Annotated in this window: 25 protein-coding genes; 12 read left to right on the top strand and 13 right to left on the bottom strand. The window is 68.3% G+C overall.

What is annotated here, in order from left to right; all coding sequences use genetic code 11:
- Positions 1-104: 104 nt before the first annotated feature.
- Positions 105-1,778, top strand: coding sequence for a bifunctional diguanylate cyclase/phosphodiesterase (locus tag EA796_RS16955; RefSeq protein ID WP_178082572.1), 1,674 nt, complete (start codon positions 105-107; stop codon positions 1,776-1,778).
- Positions 1,779-1,794: 16 nt separating this feature from the next.
- On the opposite strand, the gene EA796_RS16950 is transcribed toward EA796_RS16955, so the two are convergent.
- A complete protein-coding gene (locus EA796_RS16950; RefSeq protein WP_122109454.1) occupies positions 1,795-3,180 on the bottom strand; it encodes a NorM family multidrug efflux MATE transporter in 1,386 nt (461 codons plus the stop codon).
- Positions 3,181-3,319: 139 nt separating this feature from the next.
- On the opposite strand from EA796_RS16950, the gene EA796_RS16945 reads away from it, so the two are divergent.
- Positions 3,320-4,237, top strand: coding sequence for a LysR substrate-binding domain-containing protein (locus tag EA796_RS16945; RefSeq protein WP_122109453.1), 918 nt, complete (start codon positions 3,320-3,322; stop codon positions 4,235-4,237).
- A gap of 10 nt (positions 4,238-4,247) precedes the next feature.
- Here the strand turns inward: EA796_RS16945 and EA796_RS16940 are convergent, their stop codons facing one another.
- Both EA796_RS16940 and EA796_RS16935 read right to left on the bottom strand, forming a co-directional pair.
- Complete coding sequence (locus EA796_RS16940) at positions 4,248-5,741, bottom strand: YifB family Mg chelatase-like AAA ATPase (RefSeq protein ID WP_122109452.1); 1,494 nt, start codon at positions 5,739-5,741, stop codon at positions 4,248-4,250.
- 34 nt (positions 5,742-5,775) lie between these two features.
- A complete protein-coding gene (locus EA796_RS16935) occupies positions 5,776-6,036 on the bottom strand; it encodes an accessory factor UbiK family protein (protein WP_122109451.1) in 261 nt (86 codons plus the stop codon).
- A 409-nt stretch (positions 6,037-6,445) separates the two neighbouring features.
- On the opposite strand from EA796_RS16935, the gene glnK reads away from it, so the two are divergent.
- The 4 genes from glnK (at position 6,446) to sutA (ending at position 9,281) form a co-directional block, all read left to right on the top strand.
- Complete coding sequence (glnK, locus tag EA796_RS16930) at positions 6,446-6,784, top strand: P-II family nitrogen regulator (protein WP_003096476.1); 339 nt, start codon at positions 6,446-6,448, stop codon at positions 6,782-6,784.
- A 324-nt stretch (positions 6,785-7,108) separates the two neighbouring features.
- Positions 7,109-8,359, top strand: coding sequence for an ammonium transporter (locus EA796_RS16925; protein ID WP_122109450.1), 1,251 nt, complete (start codon positions 7,109-7,111; stop codon positions 8,357-8,359).
- A 98-nt stretch (positions 8,360-8,457) separates the two neighbouring features.
- A complete protein-coding gene (locus EA796_RS16920) occupies positions 8,458-8,883 on the top strand; it encodes a secondary thiamine-phosphate synthase enzyme YjbQ (protein WP_122109449.1) in 426 nt (141 codons plus the stop codon).
- A 77-nt stretch (positions 8,884-8,960) separates the two neighbouring features.
- Complete coding sequence (gene sutA / locus EA796_RS16915; RefSeq protein ID WP_021444673.1) at positions 8,961-9,281, top strand: transcriptional regulator SutA; 321 nt, start codon at positions 8,961-8,963, stop codon at positions 9,279-9,281.
- A 64-nt stretch (positions 9,282-9,345) separates the two neighbouring features.
- Here the strand turns inward: sutA and EA796_RS16910 are convergent, their stop codons facing one another.
- The 6 genes from EA796_RS16910 to EA796_RS16885 form a co-directional block, all read right to left on the bottom strand.
- Complete coding sequence (locus EA796_RS16910) at positions 9,346-10,038, bottom strand: HAD family hydrolase (RefSeq protein ID WP_122109448.1); 693 nt, start codon at positions 10,036-10,038, stop codon at positions 9,346-9,348.
- Positions 10,035-10,937: a tyrosine recombinase XerC gene (gene xerC / locus EA796_RS16905; protein WP_122109447.1), complete on the bottom strand. Its 903-nt coding sequence runs from the start codon at positions 10,935-10,937 to the stop codon at positions 10,035-10,037. The genes EA796_RS16910 and xerC overlap by 4 nt, the downstream gene beginning before the upstream one ends.
- A 140-nt stretch (positions 10,938-11,077) precedes the next feature.
- Positions 11,078-11,776: a DUF484 family protein gene (locus tag EA796_RS16900; RefSeq protein WP_021443486.1), complete on the bottom strand. Its 699-nt coding sequence runs from the start codon at positions 11,774-11,776 to the stop codon at positions 11,078-11,080.
- Entirely contained in the window at positions 11,773-12,603 is an 831-nt protein-coding gene (gene dapF / locus EA796_RS16895; protein ID WP_122109521.1) for a diaminopimelate epimerase, read from the bottom strand. Before dapF ends, EA796_RS16900 begins: the two co-directional genes overlap by 4 nt.
- A 10-nt stretch (positions 12,604-12,613) precedes the next feature.
- Positions 12,614-13,861 (bottom strand): diaminopimelate decarboxylase, encoded by a 1,248-nt coding sequence (lysA, locus tag EA796_RS16890; protein WP_122109446.1) that lies wholly within the window; start codon positions 13,859-13,861, stop codon positions 12,614-12,616.
- Between the two features lie 11 nt (positions 13,862-13,872).
- A complete protein-coding gene (locus tag EA796_RS16885; RefSeq protein ID WP_003242379.1) occupies positions 13,873-13,998 on the bottom strand; it encodes a lipoprotein in 126 nt (41 codons plus the stop codon).
- A 178-nt stretch (positions 13,999-14,176) separates the two neighbouring features.
- Here EA796_RS16885 and EA796_RS16880 point away from each other — a divergent pair, with 178 nt between their 5' ends.
- From EA796_RS16880 to rnk, 4 genes are all read left to right on the top strand, one after another.
- Positions 14,177-15,214 carry an AraC family transcriptional regulator gene (locus EA796_RS16880; RefSeq protein WP_122109445.1) on the top strand — a complete coding sequence of 346 codons (1,038 nt, stop codon included), beginning with the start codon at positions 14,177-14,179 and terminating at the stop codon, positions 15,212-15,214.
- A gap of 68 nt (positions 15,215-15,282) precedes the next feature.
- Positions 15,283-15,615: an iron donor protein CyaY gene (gene cyaY / locus EA796_RS16875; RefSeq protein WP_021443482.1), complete on the top strand. Its 333-nt coding sequence runs from the start codon at positions 15,283-15,285 to the stop codon at positions 15,613-15,615.
- Positions 15,605-15,811: a DUF1289 domain-containing protein gene (locus EA796_RS16870; RefSeq protein WP_122109444.1), complete on the top strand. Its 207-nt coding sequence runs from the start codon at positions 15,605-15,607 to the stop codon at positions 15,809-15,811. The genes cyaY and EA796_RS16870 overlap by 11 nt, the downstream gene beginning before the upstream one ends.
- A 119-nt stretch (positions 15,812-15,930) precedes the next feature.
- Positions 15,931-16,356 (top strand): nucleoside diphosphate kinase regulator, encoded by a 426-nt coding sequence (gene rnk / locus EA796_RS16865; protein ID WP_122109443.1) that lies wholly within the window; start codon positions 15,931-15,933, stop codon positions 16,354-16,356.
- A 7-nt stretch (positions 16,357-16,363) separates the two neighbouring features.
- Here the strand turns inward: rnk and EA796_RS16860 are convergent, their stop codons facing one another.
- From EA796_RS16860 to argH, 4 genes are all read right to left on the bottom strand, one after another.
- Entirely contained in the window at positions 16,364-19,222 is a 2,859-nt protein-coding gene (locus EA796_RS16860) for a class I adenylate cyclase (protein WP_122109442.1), read from the bottom strand.
- A gap of 116 nt (positions 19,223-19,338) precedes the next feature.
- On the bottom strand, positions 19,339-19,590 hold the full coding sequence (locus EA796_RS16855; RefSeq protein WP_122109441.1) for a TIGR02647 family protein: 252 nt from the start codon (positions 19,588-19,590) through the stop codon (positions 19,339-19,341).
- A gap of 104 nt (positions 19,591-19,694) precedes the next feature.
- On the bottom strand, positions 19,695-19,970 hold the full coding sequence (locus tag EA796_RS16850; protein ID WP_122109440.1) for a hypothetical protein: 276 nt from the start codon (positions 19,968-19,970) through the stop codon (positions 19,695-19,697).
- A gap of 79 nt (positions 19,971-20,049) precedes the next feature.
- Positions 20,050-21,444, bottom strand: a complete 1,395-nt coding sequence (gene argH / locus EA796_RS16845) for an argininosuccinate lyase (RefSeq protein ID WP_122109439.1) — start codon at positions 21,442-21,444, stop codon at positions 20,050-20,052.
- A gap of 245 nt (positions 21,445-21,689) precedes the next feature.
- On the opposite strand from argH, the gene EA796_RS16840 reads away from it, so the two are divergent.
- Complete coding sequence (locus EA796_RS16840; protein WP_122109438.1) at positions 21,690-22,772, top strand: sensor histidine kinase; 1,083 nt, start codon at positions 21,690-21,692, stop codon at positions 22,770-22,772.
- Positions 22,769-23,515, top strand: a complete 747-nt coding sequence (locus tag EA796_RS16835; RefSeq protein WP_021443294.1) for a LytTR family DNA-binding domain-containing protein — start codon at positions 22,769-22,771, stop codon at positions 23,513-23,515. Before EA796_RS16840 ends, EA796_RS16835 begins: the two co-directional genes overlap by 4 nt.
- The last annotated feature ends 83 nt before the right edge of the window (positions 23,516-23,598 follow it).

Genomic DNA, 23,598 nt, shown 5'->3' with positions numbered 1-23,598 from the left:
TGTCTTGACCGCACATCGGCGCGGGATGCGTCGAGACAATCAGCGCCGGGATCTGGCGCGGCAGTGACCGCCGCCGGCGGCACGCCACTGTCCGGGGAAGCCCAGTGTCCGATTCCGTCGAGCCCATGCGACTGTTACTGCTGACCGCCTCAGGTGAGTGGTCGGCGCGTCTGCGCCGGACCATCGACGCTCTGGGCACCGTCCCGGGGCTGATCACCGCGCCGTCCTGGGCGGCGGCCAGCAACCTGTTCGAGGACGGCGGCCAGGGCCTGGTGTTCTGCACCCCCGACTGCCGACCGCCCGCCGACAGTTGCAGCGTGCCGCTCGTGCTGCTGCTGGAGGCCGAGCCGGCCGAGGAGCCCGTCGGGGTCTGCGACTGGCTGGTGGCCGGCGCCTTCAGTGTCGACGTGCTGCGCCGCTGCCTGCGTTACGTGCGCGAGCAGGGCAACCTCAAGCAGACCCTGCAGCGCCTGGCCGAGCAGGACCCGCTGACCGGCATCGCCAACCGCCAGGGCTTCCAGACCCTGCTCGCCGCGCGCCTGGCCGAGTGCGGCGGACGCGGCCTGGTGCTCGGCCATCTCGACCTGGACAACTTCCGCCACGCCAACGACGCCCTCGGCTACCAGGCCGGCGACCGCCTGATCCTGCAGGTGGTGGCGCGCCTGAAGAGCCTGCTGCAGCCCTGCGACCAGCTTGCGCGCCTGGGCAGCGACGAGTTCGCCCTGCTCCTCGACACCCGCCGCGACCCGCAGCGCGCCGAGCGCCTGGCCGAGCGCATCACCGAGGTGCTGGCCGAACCCTACTGGGTCGACGGCGAGAGCCTGCTGATCGGCTGCAGCCTGGGCCTGGCCCATGCCCGCGCCGGAGAGGGCGCCGACCCGCTGCTGTGGCACGCGCACATCGCCATGCAGCAGGCCAAGAGTCAGCAGGGCTGCGTGTTCCACGTCTACGACGAGCGCATCAACCGCAGCGCGCGCAGCCAGGCCGATCTGGAAGGCGAGCTGCGCCGCGCCCTGCGCCGCGACGAGCTGGAGCTGCACTACCAGCCGCGGCTGTGCCTGCAGAGCGGGCGCATCGTCGGCCTGGAGGCGCTGGTGCGCTGGCAGCACGGCGAGCGCGGCCTGCTGGCGCCCAACGAGTTCGTGCCGCTGGCCGAGGAAACCGGGCTGATCGTGCCGCTCGGCTACTGGGTGATCTCCCGCGCCCTGCGCGACATGCAGTGGCTGCGCGGGCGCGGCCTGCCGGCGCTGCACATGGCGATCAACCTGTCGTTCCGCCAGTTCCAGGACAGCCAGCTGCTGCCGACCCTCAGCCGGCTGATCGAGGAGCGCGGGGTGGACGCGCAGTGGCTGGAGTTCGAGCTGACCGAGACCGCGGTGATGCGCCGCAGCGACCAGGTGCAGCAGACCATGCTGGCCCTGGGGCGGCTCGGCGTGCGCTTCTCGCTGGACGACTTCGGTACCGGCTTCTCCTCCTTCGTTCACCTCAACAACCTGCCGATCACCCTGCTGAAGATCGACAAGAGCTTCGTCGGCGGCATGGGTGAGCGCGCCGAGAATCGCCAGCTGGTGCGGGCGATGATCAACCTGGCGCACAACCTCAACCTCGAGGTGGTCGCCGAAGGGGTGGAGAACATCGAACAGCTGGACATGCTGCGCCAGTTCGGTTGCGACCAGGTGCAGGGCTACCTGATCAGCAAGGCCGTGCCGCTGGCCGAGCTGGCACGCTTTCTGGTGTTCGGTCAGCGCCAGCCGCTGTTGTCGGTAACGCCGTCCTAACGCGCAGGCTGCGCCATTACGACAGGCAGGCTTCGCCTGTTACCCGGTCCGCCTGCTGCAAGCGTGCCGTCTTCCACTGAAAGCCCAGCACCAGGCCGCTCGCCGTCACCGCCAGGCCGGCCGCGAGGCCCCACCAGACGCCGGCGGCGCCCCAGCCGAGCACGAAGGCCAGCAGCCAGGCCAGCGGCGCCCCGACGCACCAGTAGCCACTCAGACCGATCAGCAAGGTGGTGCGGCCGTCGTTCAGCCCGCGGATCGCGCCCATGGCGATGCTCTGCAAACCGTCGAACAGTTCGAACCAGGCGGCAATCGCCAGCAGGCTCACCGCCAGGGTGACGATCTCGGCGAAGGCCGGGTCGTGGCGGTCGAGGAACAGACCGATGATCCATTCCGGCAGCAGCCAGAACAGCAGGGCGAACAGCAGCATCAACGCCGCCCCCAGGGCCATGCCCAGATGGCCGCTGAGGCGCGACAGCGGCAGGCGCCCGGCGCCGTAGTGCAGGCCGACGCGGAAGGTCACCGCGTAGGACAGCCCCTGCGGCACGATAAAGGCCAGTGCCACGGTCTGCATGGCGATCTGGTGCGCCGCCAGCTGCACGCTGCCCAGCGCGCCCATGCACAGGGTGGCGAAGGTGAACAGGCCCTGCTCGGCGGCGTAGGTGCCGCCGATGGGCAGGCCCAGGCGCAGCAGGGCGCGCATCTCCGCGCGCTGCGGACGGCCCAGGCCGCTGCGCAGCTTGTACAGGCGGTAGTGGGGCGCGAGCAGGATATACAGCGCCAACGCCAGGGCCATGCCGCTGCTGACCAGCGCGGTGGTCATGCCGATACCGCCCAGGCCCAGGCTGGGCAGGCCGAACCAGCCCTGGATCAGCGCATAGTTGATGACGAAGTTGGCCGCCGTGCCGACGATGCTGATGGCCATCACCGGGCCGGGATGGCCGATGGCACTGGTGAAACCGCGCAAGGCCATGAAGCACAGGTAGCCGGGCAGGGCCAGCGACAACGGGCGCAGAAACTCCATGGCCAGGCCCGCGGCGTCAGGCGCCTGGCCCAGGTGCGGCAGCAGCGGGCCCAGGCCGTTGAGGCACAGCGCGCTGACCATGCCCAGCAGCAGGGCCAGCCACAGGCCGTTGTGCAGCAGGCGGGCGACGCCGCTCGGGTCGCCGGCGCCGTGGCGGATGGCGACCAAGCTGCCCACCGCGGCGATCACCCCGGTGCAGAAGATCGAGAAGATGAAGTAGCAGGTAGCGCCCAGCGCGCCGCCGGCTAGTTGCTGCGGGCCGAGCATCGCCATCATCAGCGTGTCGGTGAAGATCATCAGCGCGTGGGCCAGCTGGGCGGAGATCAGTGGGCCGGCCAGGCGCAGCAGCGCGCCTAGCTCATGGCCAAGGGAATTCTTCATGATGAGTAAAACTTCGGCAGGATAGGCCTCCCCAGACTGTCTGAGGATAAGCAATGACAGTTATTCTCTGGGTTGAGCGAGTTGCCCACAAAAGGAAAATAGCCATGCCAGGCATGATTAAAAATCATGGTTTGACGCGATGAACCGGCGTCTGCCGCCGCTCTACGCCCTGCGCGCCTTCGAGGCGGCGGCGCGGCATGCCTCCTTTACCCGCGCCGCCGAGGAACTGGCCATTACCCAGAGTGCGGTGAGCCGGCATATCCGTACCCTCGAGGAACATTTCGCCTGCCGGCTGTTCGAGCGCCGTGGTCGCAGCCTGCAGCTGACCGACCCGGCGCGCGCCCTGCTGCCCGGCCTGCGCGACGGCTTCGATGCGCTGGAGCGGGCCTGCTCCGCGCTGCGTGCCGACGACAGCGTGCTGCGCCTGAAGGCGCCCTCGACCCTGACCATGCGCTGGCTGCTGGCGCGCCTGTCGCACTTTCGCCTGGCCTACCCGGACAGCGAGGTGCAGCTGACCAGCGCCTGGATGGACGTGGACAAGGTGGATTTTCGCCACGAACCCTTCGACTGCGCGGTGCTGCTGGCCGACGGCCAGTTCCCGGAGGAGTGGGACAGCGTGCTGCTGTTCGAGGAATGGCTGATCCCGGTCTGCGCCGCCGCCGATGTCGCCGCCGGCCCCTGGCCGCTGGCGCGGCTGCAGGCCGCCGAACAATTGCACCCGACCCCGGACCGGCGCGACTGGCGCCAATGGCTGCAGGTCACCGGGCTGGCCGAGCGGATTCCGCTGAAGAGCGGCCAGCTGTTCGACATGCTCGAACTGGGCATAGTCGCGGCGGCGCGCGGCTATGGGGTGTCCATCGGCGATCTGCTGCTGATGGCCGAGGACGTGAATGCCGGCCGCCTCGGCCTGCCCTGGCGGCAGGCGGTCTACAGCGGCTCCAGCTACTATCTGGTGTGGCCCAAGGCGCACCGCGCCCAGGCGCGCCTGCAACGGCTGCGCGACTACCTGCTGGCAGAGGTGGCGGCGATGCGCCTGCCCGAGGTGGAGCGGTTGTAGCGACGGTGTCTCAGCCCATCCCCGGTCGATACTGCAGCGCCTCGGCCAGGTGGCCGCGGGCGATCCGCTCCTCGTCCGCCAGGTCGGCCAGGGTGCGTGCCACCTTGAGTACCCGGTGCGCGGCGCGCAGCGACAGGCCGAGGCGCTCGCAGGCATTCTCCAGCCAGTGGCGATCCGTTTCGCTCAGGGCGCAGTGCCGACGCAGCCCGGGCAGGTCGAGAAAGGCGTTGGCCACGCCCTGGCGCCGCAGCTGGCGCTGACGCGCGGCGGCGACCTTGGCCGCGGCTTCAGCGGTGCTTTCGCCATCCTGTGCCGGGACCTCCAGCGCCGTGCTTTCGCGCGCCACGGTCAGGTGCAGGTCGATGCGGTCGAGCAGCGGCCCGGACAGCTTGGCGCGGTAGCGCTGGATCTGCTCCGGGGTGCAGCGGCAGCGGTTGCTCGCATCGCCCAGGTAGCCGCAGGGGCAGGGATTCATCGCCGCCACCAGCTGGAAGCGCGCCGGGAAACGCACCTTGTCGCGCGCCCGGGCAATGACGATATGGCCGCTCTCCAGCGGTTCGCGCAGCACCTCCAGGACCTTCCTGTCGAACTCCGGCAGCTCGTCGAGGAACAGCACGCCCTGATGCGCCAGGGTGATCTCGCCGGGCTGCGGACGACTGCCGCCGCCGACCAGCGCCGGCCCCGAGGCACTATGGTGCGGCGTGCGAAAGGGGCGCTGCGGCCAGTGCTGCAACGGCGTATGACTGGCCACCGAGTGGATCGCCGCCACCTGCAGCGCCTCGCTTTCGTCCAGCGGCGGCAGCAGGCCGGGCAGGCGGCTGGCGAGCAGGGTCTTGCCGGTGCCGGGCGGGCCGCTGAGCAGCAGGTTGTGCGAGCCGGCGGCCGCCACCAGCAGGGCGCGCTTGGCCGCCAATTGGCCCTGCACTTCGGCCAGGTCGGGGTAGGGCAGGCTCTGCCGGAGCAGGCCCCGGGCGGCATAGGGTTCGATCGGGACCGTACCGTTGAGGTGCGCGGCGATCTGCAGCAGGTGGTCGACGGCGATCACCCTGAGCCCGGAGGCGAGGCTGGCCTCTTCGGCATTGGCCGCCGGCACCAGCAGGGTGCGTCCGGCTTCGCGGGCGGCCAGCGCCGCCGGCAACACGCCCTGCACCGGACGCACGGCGCCGGACAGCGCCAGTTCGCCCAGGCACTCGTATGCTTCGAGAGATGGGGCCGGTACCTGACCGCTGGCGGCGAGAATGCCCAGGGCGATGGCCAGATCGAAGCGACCGCCGTCCTTCGGCAAATCGGCGGGGGCCAGATTGAGGGTGATGCGTTTGCTGGGAAATTCGAAGGCGGCGTTGAGAATGGCGCTGCGCACGCGGTCCTTGCTTTCCTTGACCGCGGTCTCCGGCAGGCCGACCAGGGTCAGGGATGGCAGACCGTTGGCCAGGTGCGCCTCGACGGTGACGGTGGGCGCTTCGACGCCGACCTGGGCGCGGCTGTGGACGAGGGCCAGGGACATGATCGCTCCTTGATCGGTCCCACCTTCTGTTGGATCAGTCGGTGGGTGGGTTCAGCTTGGCTTCCAGCTCGGCAACCTTGGCTTCCAGCGCCTCCAGGCGCGCGCGGGTGCGGGCCAATACCACCATCTGGCTGTCGAACTCCTCGCGGCTGACCAGCTCGAGCTTGCCGAAGCCGCTCTGCAGCAGGGCCTTGAACTGGGCCTCCAGCTCCGCGCGCGGTAGCGGGCTGTCGCCGCTGAACAGACGCGAGGCGTGGCTACTGAGGGTGTCGAGCAGGGCTTTGGGCGGCAGCATGGGCGGGTTCCGAGTACAGACGGCGGGCAGTGTAGCACGCGGTCGACGGCGGGACGTCGTCCCGTCAGCTGCACGATTTTTGCGCACGGCCGGCGCGCATGGCGCACCAATATTGTGCGTAAGTGCCGCCGCGGCCTCGCCCCGGTTGCATCAGGCTGCAGGTAAAACCCTGAATCACGGCGCTTTTATGGGAGCTGGCAAGCTTTCTGCTTAGGGCCTAGCGACTCATGCACCGATGCAGTACCGGTGCGTCGGACGGAGCGGGGGAGTGTTTCGTCGGGAGCGGTTGGTGGGTATCGGCCACGCCAGGCTGGGCGGTCGGTGCATTACAAAAGCCAGACACTGCGCTTAGACTTGAGCCGGGTTCGCAATTCCTGGGGCAAGTCCACCTTACACGGGAGAAAGTTTCATGAAGCTAGTCACTGCCATCATCAAGCCGTTCAAGTTGGACGATGTGCGCGAGTCGCTGTCGGAGATCGGCGTGCAGGGCATTACCGTCACCGAGGTCAAGGGCTTCGGCCGCCAGAAGGGTCACACCGAGCTGTATCGCGGCGCCGAGTACGTGGTCGACTTCCTGCCCAAGGTGAAGATCGACGTGGCCATCGCCGACGATCAGCTCGATCGCGTCATCGAGGCCATCACCAAGGCGGCCAACACCGGCAAGATCGGCGACGGCAAGATCTTCGTGGTCAATCTGGAACAGGCGATCCGCATCCGTACCGGCGAAACCGATACCGACGCGATCTAAAACCTCCGAACCCCACGCCCCAGGAGTAAACCCATGACTCTGCGAACTTTCGCAGGGCTAGGAGCCCTTTTGCCCTCGATTGGCGGTCCCGCGCCGCTGTCGACGACGAATGCCGGAGTCGGCGAAGTCCTCGCCGCCCCGCTGTGCCTGACCCTCGCAGGTTTCGCGCTCCGTGATGGGAACGCCTGGTCGCCTTGCGGTGCAGGGGGTTCAGCGATCCAGATAGAGCGTGGCAACTACCTGTAAAGCATACGGAACGCGTCCGGAGCCAACCCGGGCGTCTTAACCGAACAGCGCACAATAAGCGCCGGCAAGAGGTGAAAAATGGACAACACAGCATTGACTGCATTGCAGTACGGCTTCGATACCTTCTACTTTCTGATCTGCGGTGCCCTGGTGATGTGGATGGCGGCAGGCTTCGCCATGCTCGAATCCGGCCTGGTCCGCGCCAAGAACACCACCGAGATCCTCACCAAGAACATCGCCCTGTACGCGGTGGCCAGCGTGATGTACCTGGTGATCGGCTACCACATCATGTACTCCAGCCCGGAAGGCGGCATCCTGCCGAGCCTGGGCTTTTTGATCGGCGACGAGAACAGCGTCGACTCGGTACTCGCCGGTGGCGACGATGCGCCTTACTACTCGGCCCGTTCCGACTTCTTCTTCCAGGTGGTGTTCGCCGCGACCTGCATGTCGATCGTCTCCGGTGCGGTGGCCGAGCGCATGAAGCTGTGGGCCTTCCTCGCCTTCGCGGTGGTCATGACCGGTTTCATCTACCCGGTGCAGGGCTTCTGGAAGTGGGGCTCGGGCTTCCTCAACGAAGCCGGCTTCCTCGACTTCGCCGGCTCCGGCGTGGTGCACATGGCCGGCGCTTCGGCGGCCCTGGCTGGCGTGCTGCTGCTCGGTGCGCGTAAGGGCAAGTACGGCTCGGGTGGCCAGGTCAACGCCATCCCCGGCTGCAACCTGCCGCTGGCCACCCTCGGCACCTTCATCCTGTGGATGGGCTGGTTCGGCTTCAACGGCGGCTCGCAGCTGAAGATGAGCACCATCGAAGACGCCAACGCCGTGGCCCAGGTGTTCGTCAACACCAACATGGCCGCCGCCGGTGGCCTGATCGCGGCGATGATCGTGGCGCGCATCCTGTTCGGCAAGTCCGACTTGACCATGGCGCTGAACGGCGCCCTGGCCGGCCTGGTGGCCATCACCGCCGAACCCCTGACCCCGAGCGGTCTGCAGGCGACCCTGATCGGCGGCGTCGGCGGCGTGCTGGTGGTGTTCTCCATCCTCGGCCTGGACAAGCTGAAGATCGACGACCCGGTCGGCGCCATCTCGGTGCACGGCGTGGTCGGCATCTGGGGCCTATTGGCGGTGTGCCTGACCAACGGCGACGCCTCGCTGGGCGCCCAGCTGCTGGGTATCGCCAGCATCTTCGCCTGGGTCTTCATCGCCAGCCTGATCGTCTGGAGCATCATCAAGGCGGTGATCGGCCTGCGCGTCAGCGAAGAGGAAGAGTACGAGGGCGTGGATATCGCCGAGTGCGGTATGGAGGCCTACCCGGAATTCACCAACAAGTGATTTTCCCGGTAATCGCAAAGGGCGCCTTCGGGCGCCCTTTGTTTTTTCTGACGGCGCGCTAGAATGCGCGCGCTGAAGCCATCGGGAGCGAGAGTCGGATGTGGCAGCAACGCACCGTCAGCCTGCGTCCGCGCAGTCGCGGTTTCCACCTGGTGACCGACGAACTGCTGGCCGCCTTGCCGGAACTGGCGCAGCTGCGCGTCGGTCTGTTGCATCTGTGGCTGCAGCACACCTCGGCGTCGCTGAGCGTCAACGAGAACGCCGACCCCGCGGTGCGCCGCGATTTCGAGCGTTTCTTCAACCGCCTGGTGCCGCAGGGTGAGGGCGGCTACGAACACGACGACGAAGGCCCGGACGACCTGCCGGCGCACTTCAAGGCCAGCCTGCTGGGCTGTCAGCTGCAGCTGCCGATACAGAACGGGCGCCTAGCGCTGGGCAGCTGGCAGGGCATCTACCTCGGCGAGCACCGCGACCATGGCGGCGCCCGGCGGGTGCTGGCGACCTGGCAAGGCGAGGTCATTTGAATTTTTTCCGGTCGGGCAGTGAAGCCTGCGCGACTGGGCTATAACTAACCTGCTTTTCGCAAGTCATGAGGTTGAACATGAGCGACGAAGACCTGGAACAAGACGACCTGGAAGGGGCCGACGAGGACGACGGTGAGGAGCTGGCGGCTGCCGACGACGGCGACAGCGGCGACGAGGGCGACGGCGAAGTCGTAGCCGGCGGCAAGAAGAGCAAGGCCAAGGCCGTCGAAGTCGACGAGCTGCCGAGCATCGAAGCCAAGCAGAAAGAGCGCGACGCGTTGGCCAAGGCGATGGAAGATTTCCTCGCCCGTGGCGGCAAGGTGCAGGAGGTGGAGCCCAACGTGGTCGCCGACCCGCCCAAGAAGCCCGACAGCAAATATGGCAGCCGCCCTATCTGAGGACGGCACGCTGCACGAAACCCGCCCCTGTGGCGGGTTTTTTGTGCCCGGCCCGGGCTACGGCTTACCAGCTAGCGAGCAGCGCCGGCAGTTCGGCCAGGCTGGCGATCTGCGCGTCCGGCGTGGTCTCGGCCTGCCAGCTCAGCCCCTGCGGGTTGAACCAGATCGCACGCAGGCCGGCAGCCTGGGCGCCGGCGATATCGTCGCTGGGGTGGTCGCCGATATGCACCGCCCGCTCGGCCGCCACCCCGGCGCGCCTGAGCGCCTCGCGGAAGGGTTTGGGGTCGGGCTTGCCCACCCCCAGCTCCTCGGCGCAGAGGGCGAAGCGGAAGTATTCCGATAGCCCCAGGCGGCGCACGTCGGCGTTGCCGTTGGTGATCACACCGAGCTGGTAACGCTCGGCCAGGGCTTCCAGCGTGGGGTGCACCTCGGCGAACAGTTCGACCTGGTGGCGCGCGTTGAGAAACACCTGGAACCCCGCCTCGGCCAGCGCCAGGGCTTCGCCATGGCTGTAGCCGGCGCCTTCCAGGGCATGCAGGAGGATGCGCCGGCGCAGTTCGCTGAGGCGGTGCTTGAGCATCGGCTCGGCGCTCAGCAGGCCGCTGCGGATCTGCCACAGGTGTTCCACCGGCACTGCGCCCAGGCGCGGCGCGTGCAGCGCCAGCCAGTTGCGCAGGGCGGCCTCGGCGTCCTGCATCACCGGGGTCACGTCCCACAGGGTGTCGTCGAGGTCGAAGGTGATCAGCTCAATGCTCATGCGGAACCGCCTTTGCGCTTGGCGCGCGGATGGGCCTGGTCGTAGACCTTGGCCAGGTGCTGGAAGTCCAGGTGGGTGTAGATCTGCGTGGTGGCGATATCGGCGTGGCCGAGCAGCTCCTGCACCGCGCGCAGGTCCTGCGACGACTCCAGCATATGGCTGGCGAAGCTGTGGCGCAGCATGTGCGGGTGCAGGTGCTGGCCCAGCTCGCGCACGCCGGCCTGGCGCACCCGTAGCTGCACCGCGCGAGCGCCGAGGCGGCGGCCCTGCTGGCTGACGAACACCGCGCCGTCGCCGGGATTCGCCAGTTTGCGCAGCGCCAGCCACTGCTCCAGCGCCTGGCGCGCCATACGGCCGACCGGCAGCTCGCGCACCTTGTTGCCCTTGCCGCGCACCCGCACCAGGCCGGCGGCCAGGTCGAGGCCGTCGAGGTCCAGGCCGACCAGCTCGGACAGGCGCAGGCCGGAGGAATAGAACAGCTCGAGCATGGCCTGGTCGCGGCGGGCGATGAAGTCGTCCTCCACCGCGCCGTCGAGCAGCTGGGCGCTGCGGTCGGCATCGAGGGTGCGCGGCAGGCGCCGTTCGCGCTTGGGCGGGCTGAGGCCGGCGGCCGGGTCGTGACGGCACAGGCCTTCGCGCAGCAGGTACTGGTACAGGCCGCGGGTGGCCGAGAGCAGGCGCGCCAGGCTGCGGCTGGCCAGGCCCTGCTGGTGCAGGCGAGCGACCAGGCGGCGCAGCTCGCGGGTATCCAGCGCGGCCCAGTCGGCCAACCCCTCCGCCTCGCAGAAGGCCTGCACCTTGCCGAGGTCGCGGCGGTAGCCGTCGAGGGTGTGCAGCGACACCTGGCGCTCGCGACGCAGGTATTCGAGGTAGGCGTCAAGGTCAGCTGCAAGCTTCAAGCTTCAAGCCTCGTAGGATGGGTTCGCGGCGCCAGACACCAGAGTTGAGGGCGTGGCGCCACTCGCGCGGCGCGTAACCATCGGGCGATCTATCGAGCCATGATGGATAGTGCGCCGCTCAACCCATCCGACGACAGTCGTTAGCGTACCGAGCGCAGCGGCGTGGCGAAGCCGGGCAGCACGCGCGCCAGCACTTCGGCGATATAGCCGAGGAACAGGGTGCCGAGCGAGCTTTTGTAGTGTTGCGGATCGACACTGCCGATGGCCAGCACGCCGTGCAGCCCCTGATGGCTGAGCGAAACCACGGCGGCCGAGCCGACCCGGGCAGCGTCGTCCTTGCCGAAGAGGAACTCCAGCTCGTGCGGACGCAGCACGCCGCAGACGGTCTTGCCGCCGCTGAGCAGGCCGCCGATCTGCGCATGCGCTTCGGCCAGGGTGGCCGAGCGGCCTACCGGCAGCTTGTTGTCGCTGAACAGGATCAGGCCGACGAATGGCACCTGAAACTCGTGGCGCAGGCTGTCTTCCACCGCGCCGACCACCTCTTCCAGGCTGCCGGCGTCGAGCAGGTCGAGCACCAGGCGGCGGGTCTTGTCGAACAGGCGGTCGTTGTCGCGCGCCACGTCCATCAGCTGGCCGAGGCGGTGGCGCATCTCGATGTTGCGTTCGCGCAGCAGCTTGACCTGGCGTTCGACCAGCGACACGGCGTTGCCGGGCTGGTGCGGAATACGCAGCTCGGGAATGAGTTCCTCATGGTCGATGAAGAACTCCGGATGCAGGCGCAGGTAGGCGGCGACCGTTTCCGAGTCGAGCGGCTTGGGGCAATCCTGCTGGTCTGTCATAGGCGAACCTGTCCTTCGTATACGCGCGCAGCGGGCCCGGTCATCATAACCGGCTGCCCTTCGCCTGCCCACTCGATGGACAGCTTGCCGCCCGGCAGTTCCAGCTGCAGCGGCGAATCCATCCAGCCCTGGCGGATCGCCGCGACCGCCGCGGCGCAGGCGCCGGTGCCGCAGGCCAGGGTCTCTCCGGCGCCGCGTTCCCACACGCGCAGGCGCGCATGCTGGCGGTCCTGCACCTGGAGGAAGCCGACGTTGACCCGCTGCGGGAAGCGCGAGTGATGTTCCAGCTTCGGCCCCAGCTCACGCACCGGCGCGTCGTCGACGCTGTCGACGCGCAACACGGCGTGCGGGTTGCCCATGGACAATGCGGCCAGCTCGACCGTCTCGCCGTCCACCTCGACCTTGTAGTTCAGCGCCGCCTGTTCGGCCTGGAACGGCACCTGCGCCGGCTCCAGGCGCGGCGCGCCCATGTTGACGCAGACCTGGCCGTCGTTCTGTACGCGCAGCTCGATCACGCCGCTCTTGGTCTCGACGCGGATCACCTTCTTGGTGGTCAGGCGCTTGTCCAGCACGAAGCGGGCGAAGCAGCGCGCGCCGTTGCCGCACTGCTCCACTTCCGAGCCGTCGGAGTTGAAAATGCGATAACGGAAGTCGACGTCCGGGTGGCTCGGCGGCTCGACGATCAGCAACTGATCGAAGCCGACGCCGGTGTGGCGGTCGCCCCATTGCTTGGCGTGCTTGGGCTGCACGTGGGCGTGCTGACTGATCAGGTCGAGGACCATGAAGTCGTTGCCCAGGCCGTGCATCTTGGTAAAGCGCAATAGCATGGCGTCGCCCTCAGGCCGGCAGCAGGCTTTCGCCGGCATAGAGCTCTTGGACGGTCTCGCGCCGACGCACTTCATAGGCCTGCTCGCCATCCACCAGCACCTCGGCGGCGCGGCCGCGGGTGTTGTAGTTGGAGCTCATGACGAAGCCGTAGGCACCGGCCGAACGCACCGCCAGCAGGTCGCCTTCGGCCAGCACCAGCTGGCGATCCTTGGCGAGGAAGTCGCCGGTCTCGCAGATCGGCCCGACCAGGTCGTAGTTGCGCGGCTCACCGGCGCGCGGCTGCACCGGCGAGACGTCCATCCAGGCCTGGTACAGCGCCGGGCGAATCAGGTCGTTCATCGCCGCATCGACGATGGCGAAGTCCTTGTGCTCGGTGTGCTTGAGGTATTCCACCTGGGTCAGCAGCACGCCGGCGTTGGCCACGATGAAACGGCCCGGCTCGAACACCAGGGCCTGGTCGCGGCCCTTGATGCGTTCGCGCACGGCCTTGATGTAGTCGCCGGCCAGCGGCGGCTGCTCGTCGCGGTACTGCACGCCGAGGCCGCCGCCCAGGTCCAGGTGACGGATGTGGATGCCGCGGTCGGCCAGCTTGTCGACCAGCAGCAGCAGGCGATCCAGGGCATCGAGGAAGGGCTCGAGGGTGGTCAGCTGCGAGCCGATATGGCAGTCGACGCCGATCACTTCCAGGTTCGCCAGTTCGGCGGCGCGGGCGTAGACCACCTCGGCCTGCTCGATGTCGATGCCGAACTTGTTTTCCTTGAGGCCGGTGGAGATGTAGGGGTGAGTGCCGGCGTCCACGTCCGGGTTGACCCTCAGCGACACCGGCGCCTTGACGCCCAGTTCGGACGCCACCTTGTGCAGGCGTTCCAGCTCGACGCTGGATTCGACGTTGAAGCAGTGCACGCCCACTTCCAGGGCGCGGCGCATGTCGTCGCGGCTCTTGCCGACGCCGGAGAAGACGATGCGGCTGGGTTCGCCGCCGGCGGCCAGGACGCGCTCCAGTTCACCGCTGGAGACGATGTCGAAACCGGCGCCGAGGCGCGCCAGCACGTTCAGCACGCCGAGGTTGGAGTTGGCCTTGACGGCGAAGCAGACCAGGTGCGGCAGGCCGGCCAGGGCATCGGCATAGGCGCGGTACTGCGCCTCGATATGGGCGCGCGAGTAGACGTAGGTCGGTGTGCCGAAGCGCTGGGCCAGCGCGGACAGGGCGACACCTTCCGCGAACAGCTCGCCGTCGCGGTAGGTAAAGGCTTCCATGGGGTGCTCCTTCAGAGTTCGAAACGGTCTCGGCTGTTACCGGCGTTTTCGTCGCCCGGCAGGTACAGCGGGCCTTTCTGTCCGCAGCCGGCCAGCAGGCAGACGGCGGCGAGGAGCGCGAGGGTCAGTCGCTTCATGGGGCGGTCCTTGAAATAAGCGTGAATTGCGCCGGAGTATACCGACCCCCCGCCCCCTTGCCTATGCGCCAGGCGCCCGCCTGGCGGGGGCTGGCTCAATCTGCGCGTGGCCCTGGCGCCAGCTTGCGCGGCGTTTGCCGACGCCTGGGTTAGCATGGGGCAAGCCCAAGGAGCCTCGATGGACAATCCCGCCCCACTGGCCAGTTCGGTCTCGGTCGCCTACCTGCAGGGCCTGGTCGATCACCTGCAACGCCAGGGCATAGCCCCTGCGGCGCTGCTCGCCCATGCCCAGCTGGCCCCCGAAGTGCTCGGCCAGCGCGACCAGCGCATCGCCGCCAGCGCCTACCTGAACCTGCTCGGCGAAGGCGTGCGGCTAAGCGGCGACGACTGCCTCGGCCTGCACCTGGGCGAGGCGGTGCGGCCCGGCTACTACGGCGTGCTCGGCTACCTGATCATGAGTTGCGCGACCCTGGCCGATGCCCTGCATCGCCAGGCGCGTTATGCCGCTCTAGTCGGCAACCTGGGCCTGGTCGGCCTCGACGACGAGCCGCCGCGCCCCGGTGGCGAGCCGTTGGTGGCGCACAGCTGGCAGCCGCTGCTGGCGCAGCAGCAACGCCAGCTCAGCGAGGAGACCCTGGCCGGTTGGGTCAGCTTCGGCCGCTGGATCAGCGGCCTGGACATCCCGCCCAGCGAGGTGCGCTTCCAGCACCCGGCGCCGGCCGATACCTCCGAGCACGAGCGGATCTTCCGTTGCCCGGTGCTGTTCGGCCAGGCCGACAACGCCCTGGTGTTCCCCAAGCGCCTGCTGGCGGTGCCGCTGGGCCAGGCCGACGCCCAGGTGCGGCTGATGCTCGACGCCTACGCCGACCGCCTGCTCGGCGAGTTGCGCCAGGGTCACAGCGTGCTGGATCGGGCGCGCCTGGAGCTGGCGCGCCAGCTGCCCGAGCAGGGGCCGGATCTGGAGGCCATCGCCAGCGCCCTGGCGCTCAGCCCGCGCACCCTGCAGCGGCGCCTGCGCGAAGGCGGCCTGTCGTTCAGTCAGCTGGTCGACGAGACGCGCCAGCAACTGGCGCTGCACTACCTGCGCGACCCGGCGCTGGGGCTGGCGGAAATCGCCTTCCTGGTCGGCTTCAGCGAGCCCGGTTCGCTGGCGCGCGCCTTTCGCCGCTGGACGGGAGGGAGTCCGGGCGAGTACCGTCGCCACCTTCTTGGCTAGGCCGGCTACCCCGGTCTGGCGTTTTCGCCTATTTTTCTGCAGTCGCTGCACCTTGTGAGGACACCCCGATGAGCCTGAGCGAAGCCCGCTTCCACGACCTGGTCGATGCCACCCAGCAGGCGGTGGAAGACATCTTTGACGACAGCGGTCTGGACGTCGACCTGGAGAACAGCGGCGGCGTGCTCACCGTGCGTTTCGACAACGGCAGCCAACTGATCTTCAGCCGTCAGGAGCCGATCCGTCAGCTGTGGCTGGCGGCGCGTTCCGGCGGCTTCCACTTCGACTTCGATGAAGCCAGCGAGCGCTGGATCTGCGACAGCAGCGACGAGCAGCTGGGCGAGATGCTGGTGCGCATCACCCTCGAGCAGTGCGGCACCGAGCTGGAGTTCGATGAGCTCTGAGCCCGGCTCGCGCGACACCGCGCCGTTGGCCTCGCCCTGCCGGCGCCAGTGTTGCCTGGACGGCGGCGACGTCTGCCTCGGCTGCGGTCGCACCCTGCAGGACATCCTCGACTGGGGCGCGGCCGACGACGCCCGGCGCCGGCAGATCTGCCGCGAGGCCGAACAGCGCCTGCGCCAGCGCAAGGCGGCGCCCTGACCGGGCGGTCTTGTTTATTTGCCCGGCTGTGTTAGGGTCGGTCTAAGGTTTCGCAAAACCCCGCCTTCGGGCGGGGTTTTGCTTTTTCTGCGCCCAGCACGAGGAGTCAGGCCGCCATCATGAGCAACACGCCCGCTATCACCATTACCCGTCTCGACCTGCAGCGCCTCGAGCGTCTGCTCGACAGCCTGGAGGATTTCGGCCCCGGCGCCACCGCGCTGCAGGCCGAGCTGGATCGTGCCGAGGTGGTCGGGCACGACGAGGTGCCGGCCGGCGTGGTGACCATGAACTCGCGCGTGCACTGCCGCGAGGAGAGCAGCGGCAAGGATTACCACCTGACCCTGGTCTACCCGCAGGACGCCGGCGGCGAGGGCACCGTCAGCATCCTCGCGCCGATCGGCTGCGCCCTGCTCGGCCTGTCCGTCGGGCAGCATATCGACTGGCCGGCGCCTGGCGGCAAGCTGCTCAAGCTGACCCTGCTGGCGGTGGAATACCAGCCGGAGGCCGCGGGCGAATACGCCCAGGCGCCGGCCTCGGCCTCCTGACGCCGGCTCAGGCGCTCTGCAGCGCCGCGTTCAGCGCATCCTCCAGTTCGCTCTTGTAGCGCAGGTAGTGCACGGTCTGCGCCTGCTGGCTGGCGAGCAGGGCGGACAGGTCGAGGTCGGTGATGTAGCAGGGGTAGCGCTCGCCGCCGGCGCGCTGGGCGAGGATATGCCGGGCCACGGCGCGGTACAGCTCGCGGCCGTACTCCAGCTCGGAAAACTCGCGGTGGTTGCAGTACAGGGTGACGTGCGGCTGGCGGCCGTCGCCCGGCTCGAGGATCGCCTGCACGTCGTAGAACGGGTGGCTGACCGGCGCCTGCGGCGGCGGCCGGCGTTCCAGGCGCTGGGCGCGCAGCGGCGCGGCGGGCAGCAGCTGGTAGTAGAGGATTTCCAGCGCCGGCCCGGCATCGCCACTGTCCAGCGGCAGCATGGCGTTGCGCCGGTACAGCAGCGACTGCAGGAAGCGCTGCAGCGGGGTGAGCAGGCTCTGTTCGTCGCGAAACGGCAGGCGCCGGCGCCACAGCGCGTTGTATTCGTCGAGCAGGGTCAGCTCGGCGTCGCCGGTGCTCTCGTGCAGGCGATAGAACAGCTGGATGCACTGCGGCCGGCCCATCGGCAGGATCAGCGCCAGGTCATCGCCGTCCAGCGCGTGGCGGTCCAGGTGCAGCGGGCTGTACAGCTCCTGCTCGCCGCCGAGGTGGTCGAGCAGCGCCGGCAAATCGCCCAGCACGGCATGGCTGACCTGGCCCGGGGTCAGCTGCAGCACGTGGTAGTGCTGGCGGATCTGCACCAGGTAGCGCGCCTGGCGGCCCTCGGCGTAGGTGGCGAGCAGGTCGCGCAGCAGCTCCTCGACCCGCTCGGCGATGGCCGTCGCGCGGTTGCGGCAGAAGCAGCGCACCTGCACCTGGGGCTGCGCGCCGTCCGACGGCAGGCTGTTGAGCAGGTCGCGCAGGCAGTCGAGCAGGGCGTCGGCGCCGTCGTAGCGGCTGACCTGCAACTCGTTCCAGCTGTTGAGCACGATCTGGTCGAGGGTCAGTACCAGGTTCTCGCGCACCCCGGAATAACCCAGGGCGTCGGTGCGCCCGCTGGTCATGTGCACGTTCATCTGGCTGTGCTGCGGCAGCGGGTCGACGCCGACGTTGACCAGCAGCAGCACCTGGCTGGGGCGGCTGGCGCGCAGCAGGGCGGCCTCCGGCACGCTGGGCAGCGGCAGGGGGAAGGCCTGCTGCAGGCTGGTGATCAGGTTGGACAGCTCGAACTCGCTGAGATCGCTGTTGCCCGGGTGCAGCGACAGCCGCGTGCTGGCGTCGATCACGCCGTTGCGGTGGCACCAGGCGAGCAGTTCGATCAGCTCGCGGGCGCGCTTCAGCGGGGCGAAGTCGGGCCATTCCTGGGTGCCCAGGCTGCCGTTGAACAGCGCCCACTGATGTTCCTCGGGCGATTCCGGGCTGGGGTGGCGCACCAGGGTCAGGGTGTCCTCGGCCAGGTCCGGGGCGATGCCCGGGTTGATGAACTCGACCTTGCCGGCCTTGCGCTCGAAGGCGGCGTACAGGCGTCGGCCGAGCACGTTGAGGTCGCGGTTGTTCAGCGAGCTGCCGGTCTGTGCGCTGCGGGCGAACTGGGAGAGGAAGCGGTAGCTGTAGGTCAGTTCGTTGACCAGCACGCGCCGCTCGGCGCCGACCTGGCGCACCTTCCACTGGCTGCGGCTGTCGAGCAGGCTGAGCTGGCGCGCATCCCAGCCCCACTCGCCGGTCAGGCGTTCGAGCAGCAGGCGCTGCCAGCTCTTGGTGCGGCCGCGGGTCGGCGGCCGGCTGATCTTTTTGTTCACCTTCAGGTACAGGCAGCGGCGAATCAGCTCCAGGCGCTCGCGGTCACCGCGCGCGCCGAGGTACTCCTCCAGGCGCCGGTAGACGACGATATAGGGGTCGAGCTCGTCGAGGTCGAGGCGGCCCTCGAACACCGCCTGCTTGAAGCGCAGCGACAGGCACTCTACCCTGGGGTGCTCGCTGGCGTAGACCTCGGTGAGCAGCAGCTTGAGCACCGACTTGTAGGGCGACTCGATGCCCTTGTACAGCTGCCACATGCCGGCGCCGATGAACTCCTCCGGCGGGATGTACGCCAGGTGGCCGAGGTCGAGCACGTCCTCGGCGCGCACGAAGCGCTTGCTCAGCAGGGTGCGGCAGTAGTCGTGGTAGCGCGGCTCTTCGTAGACCGGCACCAGCCACCAGATCGGCGTGCGTCCGCCGAGCCAGATCGCCGTGCGGTAGAACTCGTCGAGCAGCAGGTAGTGCTGGGTGGTGCCGCAGTCGTCGGAGCTCAGCTGCGCCTCGCGCGCGCCCTGGGCGAAGCGCTGCGGGTCGACCAGGAACAGGTGCACCTCGGCGCCCTGGGTGGCGGCCCAGCTCTCCAGCTGGTCGCACTTCTTGCGCAGGTCCTGCAGTTCCCGGGCGCTGAGGGTCGGCGCGTGGCACAGCCACAGGTCCATGTCGCTCTGCTCGGCCTGCGCCACTGTGCCCAGGCTGCCCATTAGGAACAGGCCGTGCAGCGGCGCGGCGCCCTGGCCACGGCGCGGCTTGTAGACGAAGGAGCGGGTCAGGCGCTGGACTTCGGCGAGCACCTCGTCGTCCGGCTCGAAGCCGCTCAGGCCGGCCGGCGTGCTGGCGCAGACATAGCCCGGCAGCAGCGGATGGTTGACGTGCAGCAGCAGCGGCAGCAGCTTGAGCACCAGCTGCTGGCGCGTCGACAGGCCCTGCCGCGCGCGCTGCAGGCGGCCCTGGTTGATCTGCAGGAAGCGCGCGCGCAGCTGCGCCAGCACCTTGCGGTCGATGCCGTCGTCGATGTCCGGGCGAATTTCCAGGGTGCGCGTCATGCTCGAGCTCTACGGGGAATGGTGCAAGCCTATCAGCGGCGCGCATCCACTGCAGTGCCTGACGCTATATCGCCCGCCGGGGCCGATAGTGTAGGGCGGCGGGCGAAGGATCTTGCTTAAGCGGGCGTCTTGCTGGTGCTGAGAATGGTCAGCAGGCTCTGCGCGTGTTCGGCGGCATCGATGCCCAGGCTGGTCAGGTAGCCACCGTCGGCCTGGCTGACCAGGCCCTTCTCATGCAGGCGGGTGATGGCGCCCTGGGCCTTGAACGAGGCGTTGTTGTGCACCTTGAGCCCCTCCTGGTGATTGTCCAGGTTGTACAGGGCGAGGATTTCCAGCTCGTCGATCAGTTCGGGGGTAAAGGATTTCATGGCGACTCCGCTCTTGTTGTTATAAGGCCGACGCGACTGCCGGGCTTGGGTCTGTGCAGTGTAGTGAGGGTTTTGCGCGCTCGCCTGTGCGACCTTCGCCGCATTCAGTCCTGCTGCTCGGGCAGCTCCGGCAGGGCGCGCAGGGCCTGCTCGTACCAGGCGGCATCGAACGGGCGGTCGTCGCGCAGCATGGCGTCGACCTCGTGGGCCAGCACCAGGGCCATCAGCTGGAGGATTTCCTCGCGCGCATAGCCGACCAGGCTGAGCTTGTTGTACACCGCCTGCGCGGCGGCCGGCTCGCCGGCTTCCAACTGGTTCTCGATAGCCTGGACCAGGGTGGCTTCGGCGAAGTCTTCTTCGTTGTCGTCGTGGTCGCTCATGCGAGGGATTCTCCGCTAGGTGTTGCGTGCCGCCTGCCTTTCTCTGCTGGAGAAAAGGCAGGCTCGTTGCGCTGCTCGTTCAGCGTGCCGCCAGCAGCTCGCGGCCACGCACCACGGCGGCGCGCACCTGGTTCGGCGCGGTGCCGCCGATATGGTCGCGGGCATTGACCGAGCCTTCCAGGGTCAGCACGGCGAACACGTCCTGCTCGATCTCGCCGCTGAACTGGCGCAGCTCGTCCAGGCTCATCTCGGCCAGGTCCTTGCCGCTGTCCACGCCGTATTTCACCGCATGCCCGACGATCTCGTGGCAGTCGCGGAACGGCAGGCCCTTGCGCACCAGGTAGTCGGCCAGGTCGGTGGCGGTGGAGAAGCCGCGCAGCGCCGCCTCGCGCATGATCGCGCGCTTGGGTTTGATCGCCGGGACCATGTCGGCGAAGGCTCGCAGCGAATCGCGCAGGGTGTCGGCGGCGTCGAACAGCGGTTCCTTGTCTTCCTGGTTGTCCTTGTTGTAGGCCAGCGGCTGGCCTTTCATCAGGGTCAGCAGGCCCATCAGCGCGCCGAACACCCGGCCGCTCTTGCCGCGTACCAGCTCCGGTACGTCGGGGTTTTTCTTCTGCGGCATGATCGAGCTGCCAGTGCAGAAACGGTCCGGCAGGTCGATGAACTGGAACTGCGCGCTGGTCCACAGCACCAGCTCTTCGGAGAAGCGCGACAGGTGCATCATCGCCAGGGAGGCGGCGGCACAGAATTCGATGGCGAAGTCGCGATCCGACACGCCGTCCAGGGAGTTGCCGCCAACGGCGTCGAAACCCAGCAACTGTGCGGTGATCTCGCGCTGGATCGGGTAGGTGGTGCCGGCCAGCGCGGCGCTGCCCAGGGGCATGCGGTTGGTGCGCTTGCGGCAGTCCACCAGGCGCTCGTAGTCGCGCGACAGCATCTCGAACCAGGCCAGCAGGTGGTGGCCGAAGGTCACCGGCTGGGCGGTCTGCAGGTGGGTGAAGCCGGGCATGATGGTGTCCGCCTCGGCTTCGGCCAGACCCAGCAGGCCCCGCTGCAGGCGGGTGATCTCGGCGAGGATCAGGTCGATCTCGTCGCGCAGCCACAGGCGGATATCGGTGGCCACCTGGTCGTTGCGCGAGCGCCCGGTGTGCAGCTTCTTGCCGGTGACGCCGATGCGGTCGGTCAGGCGCGCCTCGATATTCATGTGCACGTCTTCCAGGTCGACGCGCCAGTCGAACTGGCCGGCCTCGATCTCGGCCTGGATCTGCTTCAGGCCGTCGATGATCGCATCGCGCTCGGCATCGGTGAGCACGCCGACCTTGGCCAGCATGCTGGCGTGGGCGATGGAGCCCATGATGTCGTGGCGATACAGGCGCTTGTCGAATTCGACCGAGGCGGTGAAGCGGGCGACGAAGGCGTCGACGGGCTCGCTGAAGCGGCCGCCCCAGGATTGGTTGGTTTTTTCGCTGCTCATGGCACGTGCTCTGGTTCGGGCTCTGGATCGGGCGGGCCGCGTGCGGCGGCCGGCATGGCGGACAAAGTGCGCCGATAATAACAGGGTCGGCGGCCCTTTCGCCGCGCCGCGTTTGCCGCCCGGCAGGCGTCGGCGCTGTCGGCTGCTTCACAATTTTGTCGCGGCGGCGGCATTTCGGTGCTTTATTTTGCCCGGCCGGAGCCGTCTGGCTTGCCGGCCCGCCGGGCGACACGGAAACTGCGTCGATGCCAAAACAAGTCCCTGCCAAGAACAACCACAACGCGTCTGCCGACGACTTCTTCGTTCCCGAACTGTGCCAGCCGGAAGCGCTGCTGAGCATGGTGCTGCTGGCCGAGCTGCTGGTGCTGGTGCTGGTGCTGTCCGAGCCGATGCTGCCCGGCTTCGACTGGGTGCGCCTGGCGCTGACCTCGCTGTTCGTGCAGTGGATCGTGCTGCTTTCGGCGGCGCTGCTGTGCCGCCTGCGGCCGCTGCTGGCGCGCAGGCGTCCGGCGCTGGCCGGCGGCCTGTGCTGCGCCCTGGTGGTGCTGCTGACCCTGGGCTGCACGGCGGTGGCCGACTACTACGAGCTGGGCGGGCCGCTGCCGCGCAGCGGCGAGGTCAACCTTTATCTGCGCCATGCATTGATCGGCCTGATCATGTCCGCGCTGCTGCTACGCTATTTCTACCTGCAGAGCCAATGGCGGCGGCAGGAGCAGGCCGAGCTGCGCGCGCGCATCGAATCGCTGCAGGCGCGCATCCGCCCGCATTTTCTGTTCAACAGCCTGAACAGCATCGCCAGCCTGGTGGCGGTCGACCCGCTCAAGGCCGAACAGGCGGTGCTGGATCTGTCCGACCTGTTTCGCGCCAGCCTGGCCAAGCCCGGCAGTCTGGTGCCCTGGAAGGAGGAACTGGAACTGGCGAAACGATATCTGTCGATCGAGCACTATCGGCTCGGCGAACGGCTACAGTTGCAGTGGGAGGTCGAGGGTGTGCCGGAGGATCTGCCGATTCCCCAGCTGACCCTGCAACCGCTGTTGGAAAATGCGTTGATCTACGGCATTCAGCCGCGCATCGAGGGCGGCTTGGTGCGGATCGAGGCGGACTACCAGGATGGTGTGTTCAGCTTGTGTGTCAGCAATCCGTATGAAGAGCGGGGCGAGCAGCACCCGTCGCGGGGAACGCACCAAGCGCTGAGCAATATCGACGCGCGCCTGGCGGCACTTTTCGGGCCGCGCGCCAGTCTCAGCGTGGAGCGCCGTGACGGCCGCCATTACAGCTGTCTACGCTATCCTTGTGCGAGACTCACGCAGGAAGCCAGAGCAATATGAATGTCCTGATCGTCGACGACGAACCCCTCGCCCGCGAGCGCCTCAGCCGCATGGTCGGCGAACTCGAGGGCTACCGGGTCCTGGAGCCCGCTGCCAGCAATGGCGAGGAGGCCCTGACCCTGATTGACAGCCTCAAGCCGGACGTGGTCCTGCTGGATATCCGCATGCCCGGGCTGGACGGTCTGCAGGTCGCCGCCAAGCTGTGCGAGCGCGAGGCGCCGCCGGCGGTGATCTTCTGCACGGCGCACGACGAGTTCGCCCTGGAAGCCTTCCAGGTCAGCGCGGTCGGCTATCTGGTCAAGCCGGTGCGCGCCGAGAGCCTCAGCGAGGCGCTGAAGAAGGCCGAGCGGCCCAACCGGGTGCAGCTGGCGGCGCTGACCCGGCCGGCCGCCGAGAGCGGCAGCGGCCCGCGCAGCCATATCAGCGCCCGTACGCGCAAGGGCATCGAGCTGATCCCGCTGGATCACGTAGTCTATTTCATCGCCGATCACAAGTACGTGACCCTGCGCCACGAGGGTGGCGAGGTGCTGCTGGACGAGCCGCTGAAGGCCTTGGAAGACGAGTTCGGCGAGCGCTTCGTGCGCATCCACCGCAACGCCCTGGTCGCCCGCGAGCGCATCGAGCGCCTGCAGCGCACGCCGCTGGGGCACTTCCAGCTGTTCCTCAAGGGGCTGGAGGGCGATTCGCTGGTGGTCAGCCGGCGCCATGTGGCCGGGGTGCGCAAGCTGATGCAGTCGCTGTAGCGCCGGGTGCCGGCTGCGGCCGATAGCCGCCGCCCATCAGCTGGCGCCGGGCGAGCCTGTTATGATTCGCGGCAATCCGTTTT

It is taken from the genome of Pseudomonas sp. AOB-7 (genome assembly GCF_003696305.1).
Lineage (GTDB): Bacteria > Pseudomonadota > Gammaproteobacteria > Pseudomonadales > Pseudomonadaceae > Aquipseudomonas.
Note: the sequence above shows the minus strand (reverse complement) of the source record. Positions and strands in the feature narration are given on the sequence as shown.